Below are 12,076 nucleotides of genomic sequence, written 5' to 3'. Positions count from 1 at the left end.
AGATAGGCAAATCCGTCTCTCATACAAGGGTGAGACCTGATGCCGAGCCGATTGTGGTGAAGTGGATGATCCTATGCTGTCGAGAAAAGCCTCTAGCGAGTTTCATGGCGGCCCGTACCCTAAACCGACTCAGGTGGTCAGGTAGAGAATACCGAGGCGTTCGGGTGAACTATGGTTAAGGAACTCGGCAAAATGCCCCCGTAACTTCGGGAGAAGGGGGGCCATTTCCGGTGATGGAATTTACTTCCTGAGCTGGGGGTGGCCGCAGAGACCAGCGAGAAGCGACTGTTTACTAAAAACACAGGTCCGTGCGAAGCCGTAAGGCGATGTATACGGACTGACGCCTGCCCGGTGCTGGAACGTTAAGGGGACCGGTTAGCTCCATTTCGGTGGGGCGAAGCTGAGAACTTAAGCGCCAGTAAACGGCGGTGGTAACTATAACCATCCTAAGGTAGCGAAATTCCTTGTCGGGTAAGTTCCGACCTGCACGAATGGCGTAACGACTTCTCGACTGTCTCAACCATAGGCCCGGTGAAATTGCATTACGAGTAAAGATGCTCGTTTCGCGCAGCAGGACGGAAAGACCCCGGGACCTTTACTATAGCTTGATATTGGTGTTCGGTTCGGCTTGTGTAGGATAGGTGGGAGACTGTGAAGCATGCACGCCAGTGTGTGTGGAGTCGTCGTTGAAATACCACTCTGGTCGTGCTGGATGTCTAACCTGGGTCCGTGATCCGGATCAGGGACAGTGTCTGGTGGGTAGTTTAACTGGGGCGGTTGCCTCCTAAAGGGTAACGGAGGCGCCCAAAGGTTCCCTCAGCCTGGTTGGCAATCAGGTGTTGAGTGTAAGTGCACAAGGGAGCTTGACTGTGAGACCGACGGGTCGAGCAGGGACGAAAGTCGGGACTAGTGATCCGGCGGTGGCTTGTGGAAGCGCCGTCGCTCAACGGATAAAAGGTACCCCGGGGATAACAGGCTGATCTTCCCCAAGAGTCCATATCGACGGGATGGTTTGGCACCTCGATGTCGGCTCGTCGCATCCTGGGGCTGGAGTCGGTCCCAAGGGTTGGGCTGTTCGCCCATTAAAGCGGTACGCGAGCTGGGTTTAGAACGTCGTGAGACAGTTCGGTCCCTATCCGCTGTGCGCGTAGGAATATTGAGAAGGGCTGTCCCTAGTACGAGAGGACCGGGACGGACGAACCTCTGGTGTGCCAGTTGTTCTGCCAAGGGCATGGCTGGTTGGCTACGTTCGGGAGGGATAACCGCTGAAAGCATCTAAGCGGGAAGCCTGCTTCGAGATGAGTATTCCCACCTCCTTGAGAGGGTAAGGCTCCCAGTAGACGACTGGGTTGATAGGCCAGATATGGAAGCCGGGTAACCGGTGGAGTTGACTGGTACTAATAGGCCGAGGGCTTGTCCTCAGTTGCTCGCGTCCACTGTGTTGGTTCTGAAGTAATGAACCAGTGCTGTTCTTTGAATACAGCATGTCCGGTTGTTATCTTCATAGTGTTTCGGTGGTTATTGCGTTAGGGAAACGCCCGGTTACATTCCGAACCCGGAAGCTAAGCCTTTCAGCGCCGATGGTACTGCAGGGGGGACCCTGTGGGAGAGTAGGACGCCGCCGAACAATTTTTAGAGAAAGCCCTGTTGGGGACTCCGGTCCCCAACAGGGCTTCTTTTGTTGTGCTCTGGGTCACTCCAAGTTCATCTTGCCTGGGCAGCATGCGTGTCATGGGCACTCCTGCGGATGAGCTGCGACGCGAGCTGACAGATTCGGGCGTCCGTCCCGGCGACGAGGTGATCGTGCCGTCCTATGGCACAACCGATGCGGCGGAGGCCGTACTCCTGGCCGGAGCAAGGCCGGTGTTCGTCGACATAGACGCCGACTCCTTCTGCATAGACCCGGCCGCTGTCGCCGAGGCGGTGAGCCCGCGGACCGCCGCCGTCGTGGCCGTACACACCTTCGGTCACCCCGCCGACATGGCCCGTATCAACGAGATCGGGGACCGGCACGGCATCCACGTCATCGGGTACGGAGTAGTGGAGGAGCCGGCGGGGGAGATCGTGCGGCGGCAAGCGAACGCCGCCTATCTCGACGGGAAGCTGCGCGGTGTCCGCACGCCGGCGGTGGCGGTCGGCGTGGACCACAGCTATCAGAGTTACGTCGTCAGGGTGCCCGGCAACGGGCGGCCGGACCGTGACGCGTTCGCCCGTGCGCTGCGTTCCCGAGGCGTCGCGTGCCATGTGCCCGTACAGACGCCCGTGCACCGTACCCAGCGTTTCCGTCGCGAACTGTGGCTCGTGGAAACCGAGCGCGCCGCCGACGAGTGCCTGGCGCTGCCCGTCGACGCGTCGATGCCGCGCCGCGAACTGCAGCGTGTGGTGTCGGCGTGCAACGCGCTCGGAGGACTCCTGCAGACGGCGGCCTGAAAGCGGCCCGGAAGAAGACCAGGGCGTGGTTCGGAGCAGCACGGAGTTTCGGGTATGATTCATTCCGTTGCCGCGCCCCAATAGCTCAGTCGGCAGAGCGTCTCCATGGTAAGGAGAAGGTCTACGGTTCGATTCCGTATTGGGGCTCTGACAAAGAAGAAGGCCCCCGCCATCTGGCGGGGGCCTTCTTCTTTGTCAGGTCTCGTGCGGCTGCGGTACGGGGACGCGCATCGCCAGGATCGCCATGTCGTCGGACGGCGGGTCAGGAGCGAAGCGCTCGACGGCCCGGAGGACTCGCGCGGCCACCGCGCCCGCCGTCAACCCGGTGCACGTGGTCAGCACGTCCATCAGGCCGTCATCGCCGAGCATCCTGGAGCCCTCGCGGCGCTCGGTCACCCCGTCCGTGACGCACAGCAGCACATCGCCCGGATCGAGCGTCACCGTCTGCTCGTACAGCTCCAGATCGTCCATCACGCCGAGCAGGGGCTGTGGTTCCGCGGCGGGTTCGACGCGGCCGTCCGGGCGGAGCCGGAGCGGCAGCGGATGACCGGCGCACACCACCTTCAGCAGCGCGCCGCCGTCGGCTTGCGGCCACAGCTCCCCGTACAGCAGGGTCAGGAAGCGGCTGCGCGCGCCCTCGTCGAGGATCGCCGCGTTGAGCCGCTCCAGGACGGCCGGGCCGCCGAACCCCTCGCGGGCGAGCAGCCGCAGCGCGTGCCGGGCCAGGCCGGTGACGGCGGCCGCCTCGGGGCCGGTGCCGCAGACGTCGCCGATGGCGAAGCCGTACGCGTCGTCGCGGATGGGGAACAGGTCGTAGAAGTCACCGCCGACCTCGTTGCCCTCACCGGCCGCGCGGTAGATGACCTCGACCTCGACGCCGGGGACCTCGGGCAGCTCGGGCGGCAGCAGGCTGCGCTGGAGGGACTGGCTGATGGCCGTACGCTCCGAGTACAGCCGGGCGTTGTCCAGCGCGAGCGCGGCCCGGCGGGAGAGGTCCTCGGCCAGTTCCAGGATCTCCTGGCGGAAGTGCTCGTCGGCCGGTTTGCCCAGGGTGAGCATGCCGATGACGCGATTGCGGGCCACCAGCGGCAGGACGACGGTCTCGCCGCCGACCGCGGAGGCGGTGGCGAGCGTGGCGCCCGGGCCGGAGGAAGGCCGGGCGGCGTCCCCGAGGTTGAGGCTGCGCAGGGTGGTGCGCAGGGCCGCGGCGTGCGCGGCGTCACCGGGGGCCGACCAGATCCGGGCGCCGGGGGCCGGCACGGGCTCCGGCGGATCGACCTTCGACAGCAGCGCCTTGAGGCCGTCGATGCGGTCCTCGTCCTCGTGCAGGACGTAACTCAACTCGGGCTCGGAAGACGGGTCGGCGATTGTGTAGACGGCGCACCAGGTGGCGAGGGTCGGCACGGTCATCTGTGCCATCAAGGCCAGCGTCTGGTCCCGGTCGAGCGTGCCCGCCAGCAGGTCGGACGCCTCGACGAGGAAGGACAGGGAACCGCGGCGCAGCCGCTCCAGCTCGGTGAGGCGGGCGGACTCGACGGCCAGCGCGATGCGGTCGGCGGCGAACTGGAGCCGCAGGGCCTCCTCGTTGCTGTAGCGGCCGGGCGCTTCGGCGGCCACGCCGAGCGAGCCGGTAAGCCGTCCCTCCACCTTCAGCGGGACCGTGACGACCGATCGCATACCGGTGTTGGCGAGCAGCGGCACGGCTCCGGGGACGACGGCGAGGTCCTCGTGGACGGCGGGCATCCGGGCGGAGCCGTAGCGTCCGGTGCCGGCCTCGACGGGGACGCGGGCGAAGCGCTGGCGTGCGGAGGGCAGCCCGGTGGAGGCGCGTACCTCCAGTTCGGTCTCGTCGTCGGTGGCCAGGAGCAGATAGGCCGAGTCTCCGTCGAGCATGTCGCGGGCGCGTTCGACGGTGCGCTGGAGGAGCCCGTCCAGGTCGTCAGGGGCGGGGGAGCCGATGAAGACCTCGAAGGCGTCGGTGGGCGCGCCGCGCTCGGGTGCGCTCGCGGCGTCGGAGGAGGTGCCGCGCTGCGGGCTCTGCAGGACCGCGCGCTCGTGCTCGCGGACCAGAAGGCAGACGGTCGACGGGTCGCCGTCGGTGTCGCGGACGCGCAGATGCGAGGCGTAGACGGGGATGACCCGGCCGTCGGCGCCGCGGACGCCGTAGGAGCCCTCCCAGCGGGAGAGCCGGAGCGCCTCGGCGACGCCGGTGCCGGTTCCGGGGGTGTGCGGCCAGGCGGCGAGGTCGGTGAGCGGTTTGCCGAGGATCTGCTCCGGTGCGTAGCCGAACAGGTCCTGTGCGTCGTCGTTCCAGGCACTGACGGCGCCGTTGCGGTCGATCTGGATGACGGCGACGCGGACGCGGGCGTCGGTGACGGGCAGGGCCTCGGAGGGCAGGGCCGGGCCCGCGGAGCGGGTGCCGGCGAGGCGGTCGGGGAAGTCGAGCTGGAACCACACCTGCTTGTGCGTGGCGCTGTACTCCACGCCCCAGCGGGAGGCGAGAGCGGCGCACAGGAGCAGTCCGCGGCCGCCTTCGCGGTCCGGGCTGCCGTAGTTGCGCCCGGCGTTCTCCAGCGGCAGCTCGCGCTCCGGATAGCGGTCGGCGACCTCGACGCGCACCCCGGTCTCGGCCCGGATGCAGCTGACGTCGGCGGCGGTGCCCGCGTGGACGACGGCGTTGGTGACGAGCTCGCTGGTGAGGACGACCGCGTCGTCGACGACGTCGGTCAGGCCCCAGCCTTGGAGGGTGTCTCTGACGAAGGTACGGGCGGAGGCGACCGAGCGTCCCACTGGTTCGAATTTGGCGGCTGCCCGCGCGGTGATCACAGGTCTCCTCATCGGCCTCTCATTGCTCCCCCGAGTCCTGTGCCCGTTTCCCAAGCGCTCGATTCGTCCGCCAGGCTAAACCGTCGGCCCCGGCCGTGTGGAACGGAGTCGTGTGATTCGGGAGCAAAAACGCGGCCCGGCGGTCATGCGCATACCCCCATGGGGGACACGCATGGCCGCCGGGCCGAGGCCGTGGCGAAGGACATGTGCTGCCCTTCTCACCTCAACGAGTTCCCGACGATGTGGTTACGCTCCGATCAGCGACCACTACGGTGCCCCGGAGTGAAACACTGGGAAAGCTCGGAGTAGCGAACCCGACGAGGACGACGGTCGACCCTGCGGGAGGGACACGGTGGAGTCTGGCGCAGCGGCGCGGGGCAAGAGCAGCACGCGCGCGAAGGGCGGACAGTCCCGGAGCAGTGGCGGGACGACCCAGGTGGAGACGGCGGCCCTGAACCGCCTGCTCGTCGCCATGACTGCCATGCGGGACGGGAATTTCCGTAAGCGGCTGGTCGTCTCGGGCGACGGCGTGATGGCGGAGATCGCGGATGTGTTCAACGACATCGCGGAGCGCAACCTCCAGCTCACAGGGGAGTTGGCACGGGTACGGCGAGTGGTCGGCCGCGAGGGCAAGCTGACCGAGCGGCTGGAGACCGGGCCGTGCGAGGGGGCCTGGGCGACCGCCATCGAGGCGTCGAACGCCCTGGTGGACGACCTGGTCCGGCCGGTATCCGAGGTGGGCCGGGTGCTGACGGCCGTGGCTGACGGCGACCTGGAGCAGCGGATGGATCTGCGCTCCCAGGGGCCGGAGGGCTCGGGGCATCCGCTGCGCGGCGAGTTTCTGAGGGTCGGCCGTACGGTCAACGGTCTGGTCGACCAGCTTTCGGCGTTCACGGACGAGGTGACCCGGGTCGCCCGGGAGGTCGGCACCGAGGGCAAGCTCGGCGGCCAGGCACGAGTGCGCGGAATGTCCGGATCGTGGAAAGATCTCACGGATTCCGTCAACACGATGGCGTCCCGGCTCACCGCTCAGGTACGTGACATCGCTCTCGTGACGACGGCCGTGGCCAAGGGTGATCTCTCCCGGAAGGTCACGGTCCATGTGTCCGGGGAGATGCTGGAGCTGAAGAACACCGTGAACACCATGGTGGACCAGCTGTCGTCGTTCGCCTCCGAGGTGACCCGGGTCGCGCGCGAGGTCGGTACGGAGGGCGAACTCGGCGGGCAGGCGCAGGTGCCGGGCGTCGCAGGCGTCTGGAAGGACCTGACCGACTCGGTCAATTTGATGGCGGGGAACCTGACGGCACAGGTGCGCGGGATCTCGCAGGTGACGACCGCAGTGGCCAGCGGCGACCTGTCGCAGAAGGTCACCGTCAGCGCACGTGGTGAAGTCGCGCAGCTCGCGGACACGATCAACACGATGACGGAGACGCTGCGCACGTTCGCCGACGAGGTGACGCGGGTGGCCAGCGAGGTGGGTGCCGAGGGCCTGCTGGGCGGTCAGGCGCAGGTGCCGGGTGCCGCGGGTACGTGGAAGGACCTGACCGACTCGGTCAACAACGCGTTCCGCAATGTCACCGCGCAGGTGCGGGACATCGCGCAGGTGACGACGGCGGTCGCCAACGGTGACCTGTCGCAGAAGGTCACCGTCGATGTGGCCGGCGAGATGCTGGAGTTGAAGAACACCGTCAACACGATGGTGGACCAGCTCCAGACGTTCGGTGTCGAAGTGACCCGTGTGGCGCGGGAGATCGGTGTCGAGGGCGAGCTGGGCGGCCAGGCGCAGGTGCCCGGTGTGGCGGGCACGTGGAAGGACCTCACCGATTCGGTGAACACCGCCTTCCGCAACCTGACCGGCCAGGTGCGCAACATCGCGCAGGTGACCACGGCGGTCGCCAACGGCGATCTGACCCAGAAGGTCACGGTGGACGTCTCCGGGGAGATGCTCCAGCTGAAGAACACCGTGAACACCATGGTGGACCAGCTGTCGTCGTTCGCCGACCAGGTCACGCGGATGGCCCGGGACGTGGGCACCGAGGGTCGGCTCGGGGGCCAGGCGCGAGTGGACGGCGTCTCGGGTACGTGGAAGGACCTGACCGACTCCGTCAACTTCATGGCGGGCAACCTGACGTCGCAGGTGCGCAACATCGCGCAGGTGACGACCGCGGTGGCGCGCGGTGATCTGTCGCAGAAGATCGACGTGGACGCGCGGGGCGAGATCCTGGAGCTGAAGAACACCATCAACACGATGGTCGACCAGCTCTCCGCCTTCGCCGAGCAGGTGACCCGGGTGGCCCGCGAGGTGGGTACGGACGGGCGGCTGGGCGGTCAGGCGCAGGTGCCCGGCGTCGCGGGCGTCTGGCGTGACCTGACCGACTCGGTGAACGGCATGGCGGGCAACCTCACCGCCCAGGTCCGCAACATCGCCCAGGTCGCGACCGCGGTGGCGCGCGGTGATCTGTCGCAGAAGATCGACGTGGACGCGCGGGGCGAGATCCTGGAGCTGAAGAACACCATCAACACGATGGTCGACCAGCTGTCGTCGTTCGCGGAGCAGGTGACGCGGGTGGCCCGACAGGTGGGCACCGAGGGCATCCTGGGCGGCCAGGCCGAGGTGCAGGGTGTCTCCGGCACCTGGAAGGACCTGACCCAGTCCGTCAACGGCATGGCGAACAACCTGACGTCCCAGGTCCGGAACATCGCCGAGGTGACGACCGCGGTCGCCAAGGGCGATCTGTCCAAGAAGATCACCGTCGATGCCAAGGGCGAGATCCTGGAGCTGGTCACCACGGTCAACACGATGGTGGACCAGCTGTCGGACTTCGCCGAGCAGGTGACGCGGGTGGCCCGCGAGGTCGGCAGCGAGGGTCAGCTGGGCGGTCAGGCGCGGGTGCAGGGCGTCACCGGCATCTGGAAGGACCTGACCAACAACGTCAACCTGATGGCCAACAACCTCACCATCCAGGTGCGCAACATCTCCCAGGTCGCCACGGCGGTGGCCAACGGCGATCTGACGAAGAAGGTCACCGTCGAGGCGCGCGGCGAGGTCGCCCAGCTCGCCGACACCGTGAACACGATGGTGACGACCCTGTCGTCCTTCGCGGACGAGGTCACGCGTGTGGCGCGCGAGGTGGGCACCGAGGGCATCCTCGGCGGCCAGGCGCGCGTGCCCGGCGTCGCGGGGACCTGGAAGGACCTCACCGAGTCCGTGAACTCGATGGCCAACAACCTCACCGGGCAGGTGCGCAACATCGCGATGGTCACCACGGCGATCGCCAACGGTGACCTGACCAAGAAGATCGACATCGACGCGCGCGGCGAGATCCTGGAGCTCAAGACCACCATCAACACCATGGTCGACCAGCTGGGCTCGTTCGCCGAGGAGGTCACCCGGGTGGCCCGCGAGGTGGGCACCGAAGGCCAGTTGGGCGGTCAGGCCCGGGTCCGGGACGTCGCCGGCACCTGGCAGGACCTCACCGAGTCGGTGAACGAGATGGCGGGCAACCTGACCCGCCAGGTGCGTGCGATCGCCGAGGTCGCCACCGCGGTGACCCGCGGCGACCTCAACCTCAAGATCGAGGCGGACGCGGCGGGCGAGATCCTCAAGCTGCAGGACAACATCAACACGATGATCGCCAACCTGCGCGAGACCACGCTCGCCAACAAGGAGCAGGACTGGCTCAAGGGCAACCTCGCCCGGATCTCCGGTCTGATGCAGGGGCGGCGCGAGCTGGAGGACGTCGCCGGACTGATCATGAGCGAGCTGACCCCGGTGGTATCCGCCCAGCACGGCGCGTTCTTCCTGGCCACGCCCACCGCCGAGGGCAACGACGGCGGGGACGACGGTGCGTACGAGCTGCGCCTCATCGGCAGTTACGGCTATTCGATGGGCTCCATGCCGACCTCGTTCAAGCCCGGCGAGACGCTGATCGGCACCGCGGCGAAGGAGAAGCGCACGATCCTGGTGGAGAACGTGCCGCCGGGCTATCTCAAGATCGCCTCCGGGCTCGGGGAGGCGGCCCCGGCCCATGTGATCGTGCTGCCGGTGCTGTTCGAGGGCCAGGTCCTCGGCGTCATCGAGCTCGCCTCCTTCCAGCCCTTCGCGCAGATCCAGAAGGACTTCCTCAACCAGATCGCCGAGATGATCGGCACGAGCGTCAACACGATCAGCGTCAACACCAAGACCGAGGTGCTGCTCAAGCAGTCGCAGGAGCTGACCGAGCAGCTGCGCGAGCGCTCCGCCGAGCTGGAGAACCGGCAGAAGGCCCTCCAGTCGTCCAACGCCGAGCTGGAGGAGAAGTCCGACCGGCTGGCCCGCCAGAACCGCGACATCGAGGTGAAGAACACCGAGATCGAGGAGGCGCGGCAGGTCCTGGAGGAGCGCGCCGAGCAGCTCGCCGTCTCGATGCGCTACAAGTCCGAGTTCCTGGCCAATATGTCGCACGAGCTGCGCACGCCGCTCAACTCGCTGCTGATCCTGGCCAAGCTGCTCGCCGACAACGCCGACGCCAACCTCTCGCCGAAGCAGGTGGAGTTCGCCGAGACGATCCACGGCGCGGGCTCGGACCTGCTCCAGCTGATCAACGACATCCTCGACCTGTCCAAGGTCGAGGCGGGCAAGATGGACGTCAGCCCGACCCGGATCGCGCTGGTCCAGCTCGTCGACTACGTGGACGCCACCTTCCAGCCGCTGACCGCCGAGAAGGGGCTGGACTTCTCCGTACGGGTCTCCCCGGAGCTGCCCGCCACCTTGCACACCGACGAGCAGCGGCTGCTGCAGGTGCTGCGCAACCTGCTGTCCAACGCGGTGAAGTTCACCGACACCGGCGCGGTGGAGCTGGTCATCCGGCCGGCCGGCGAGGACGTGCCGGTCGAGATCCGCGAGCAGCTGCTGGAGCACGGCGCGCTGCGGTCCCCCGACGACGAGATGATCGCCTTCTCGGTCACCGACACCGGCATCGGCATCGCGGCCAGCAAGATGCGGGTCATCTTCGAGGCGTTCAAGCAGGCCGACGGGACCACCAGCCGGAAGTACGGCGGCACCGGCCTGGGCCTGTCCATCAGCCGGGAGATCGCACGGCTGCTCGGCGGCGAGATCAGCGTTGCCAGTGAACCGGGCCGCGGTTCCACCTTCACGCTCTATCTGCCGCTGCAGCCCACCGAGCTGCCGCCGCAGGGCTATCCGCAGCTCGGCCCGGGCGGCGACGCCGCGGCGCCGGCGCTGGAGGCGGCGCGTGAGCCCGCCATGGACCAGGAGGAGGTCGCGGCCAGGTCGCCGGAGGCCGACGCCCTCACCGGCCTGCCCCGGTCGCGGGGCGCCGCCGGGCTCTTCCGGAGGCGGCAGCGCGCGGCGCAGGAGTCGGGGCAGCGGGACACGGCGGGGCGCGCCCACGGCCAGGCTCCCGAGCCCTGGCTGGTCGGCGGCCAGGACCTGGTGGCCACCGAGCCGGGCGGCGGCTTCCACGGTGAGAAGGTGCTCATCGTGGACGACGACATCCGCAACGTCTTCGCGCTCACGTCCGTCCTGGAGCAGCACGGACTGCAGGTGCTCTACGCCGAGAACGGCCGCGAGGGGATCGAGGTCCTGGAGCAGCACGACGATGTGGTGCTGGTCCTGATGGACATCATGATGCCGGAGATGGACGGCTACGCCACGACGGCCGCGATCCGGCGGATGCCGCAGTTCGCCGGCCTGCCGATCATCGCGCTCACAGCGAAGGCGATGAAGGGCGACCGGGAGAAGAGCATCGAGTCCGGCGCGTCCGACTATGTGACCAAGCCCGTCGACACCGATCATCTCCTCACGGTGATGGAGCAGTGGATGAGCAGGGAGTGACGCGGCCCGACCCGAGCGGGCCGGGCTTGCTGACGCAGTGTTGCCGAACAGGTGTGGGAGTACGGATTTCCGGGAACCTTCTGGACTTCCACCGCGTTTCTGCTACGTGCACAGTGACATCGCGGTGACAGGGTGTGGCGACAGGCGGGGTGCGGCTACCATGACCGGCACAAGGACGGGCGGCGCAAAGGAGTCGTCCCCTGGGGTGGCGCTCGGCGTCTCCCCGAGCTCATCGAGCAGGGGAGGGCCCATGCCGGGGCGAGGAGGACGGTCGGCCATGGTGCAGAAGGCCAAGATCCTCCTGGTCGATGACCGGCCGGAGAATCTGCTGGCGCTGGAGGCCATTCTCTCCGCGCTCGATCAGACCCTGGTGCGGGCATCGTCAGGGGAGGAAGCGCTCAAGGCGCTGCTGACGGATGACTTCGCGGTGATCCTGCTGGACGTCCAGATGCCGGGTATGGACGGCTTCGAGACGGCCGCGCACATCAAGCGTCGGGAGCGCACCCGCGACATCCCGATCATCTTTCTCACCGCGATCAACCACGGCCCCCACCACACCTTCCGCGGCTACGCGGCAGGCGCGGTGGACTACATCTCCAAGCCCTTCGACCCGTGGGTGCTGCGGGCCAAGGTCTCCGTCTTCGTCGAGCTGTACATGAAGAACTGCAAGCTGCGCGAGCAGGCCGCGCTGCTGCGGCTGCAGTTGGAGAGCGGCCAGCCGGTCGCGGGCGACGGCAAGGAGCCCGCGGGGCTGCTGGCCGAGCTGTCCGCGCGGCTCGCCGCCGTCGAGGAGCAGGCCGAGGCGCTGTCCAAGCAGCTCAACGAGACCGCTGACGCGGCCGCGGTGGCCACCGCGGCCCATCTGGAGCGCAAACTCACCGGGCTGCGCCGTGCGCTGGACGCGCTGGAGCCGGGCGCGGGCAGCAGCGCCGGCCAGGTGCCGTCGCAGAACTGACCCCTGACGGCCCGTCACGCGCTCGTCGG

Annotated in this window: 4 protein-coding genes, 1 tRNA gene and 2 rRNA genes (1 of these 7 cut by a window edge); 6 read left to right on the top strand and 1 reads right to left on the bottom strand. The window is 67.6% G+C overall.

Translation table 11 applies throughout. From position 1 onward, the window contains the following. The 4 genes from ACQUSR_RS08000 to ACQUSR_RS07985 all read left to right on the top strand — a co-directional run. Window positions 1-1,421: ribosomal RNA gene (locus ACQUSR_RS08000) — 23S ribosomal RNA — on the top strand (it extends 1,704 nt beyond the left edge of the window). Window positions 1,422-1,510: 89 nt separating this feature from the next. Further along, window positions 1,511-1,627, top strand: a 5S ribosomal RNA gene (gene rrf, locus ACQUSR_RS07995). A 104-nt stretch (window positions 1,628-1,731) separates the two neighbouring features. After that, entirely contained in the window at window positions 1,732-2,430 is a 699-nt protein-coding gene (locus tag ACQUSR_RS07990) for a DegT/DnrJ/EryC1/StrS family aminotransferase (protein WP_431041860.1), read from the top strand. A 74-nt stretch (window positions 2,431-2,504) separates the two neighbouring features. Next, window positions 2,505-2,577 (top strand) — tRNA-Thr (locus ACQUSR_RS07985). Window positions 2,578-2,625: 48 nt separating this feature from the next. Here the strand turns inward: ACQUSR_RS07985 and ACQUSR_RS07980 are convergent. Then, window positions 2,626-5,256 carry a SpoIIE family protein phosphatase gene (locus ACQUSR_RS07980; RefSeq protein WP_431047442.1) on the bottom strand — a complete coding sequence of 877 codons (2,631 nt, stop codon included), beginning with the start codon at window positions 5,254-5,256 and terminating at the stop codon, window positions 2,626-2,628. A 352-nt stretch (window positions 5,257-5,608) separates the two neighbouring features. On the opposite strand from ACQUSR_RS07980, the gene ACQUSR_RS07975 reads away from it, so the two are divergent. Both ACQUSR_RS07975 and ACQUSR_RS07970 read left to right on the top strand, forming a co-directional pair. Next, a complete protein-coding gene (locus tag ACQUSR_RS07975) occupies window positions 5,609-11,092 on the top strand; it encodes a HAMP domain-containing protein (protein WP_431041859.1) in 5,484 nt (1,827 codons plus the stop codon). Between the two features lie 277 nt (window positions 11,093-11,369). Continuing rightward, on the top strand, window positions 11,370-12,047 hold the full coding sequence (locus ACQUSR_RS07970; RefSeq protein ID WP_431041858.1) for a response regulator: 678 nt from the start codon (window positions 11,370-11,372) through the stop codon (window positions 12,045-12,047). Window positions 12,048-12,076 lie beyond the last annotated feature (29 nt).

Origin of the sequence: Streptomyces sp. P1-3 (genome assembly GCF_050613155.1) — a bacterium.
GTDB lineage: Bacteria > Actinomycetota > Actinomycetes > Streptomycetales > Streptomycetaceae > Streptomyces.
This window is presented reverse-complemented; position numbering and strand designations above follow the sequence as displayed.

Coding starts and splice junctions, on each gene's coding strand:
- ACQUSR_RS07990 (WP_431041860.1), top strand. CDS start 1,732: ATGGGCACTCCTGCGGATGAGCTGCGACGCGAGCTGACAGATTCGGGC.
- ACQUSR_RS07970 (WP_431041858.1), top strand. CDS start 11,370: ATGGTGCAGAAGGCCAAGATCCTCCTGGTCGATGACCGGCCGGAGAAT.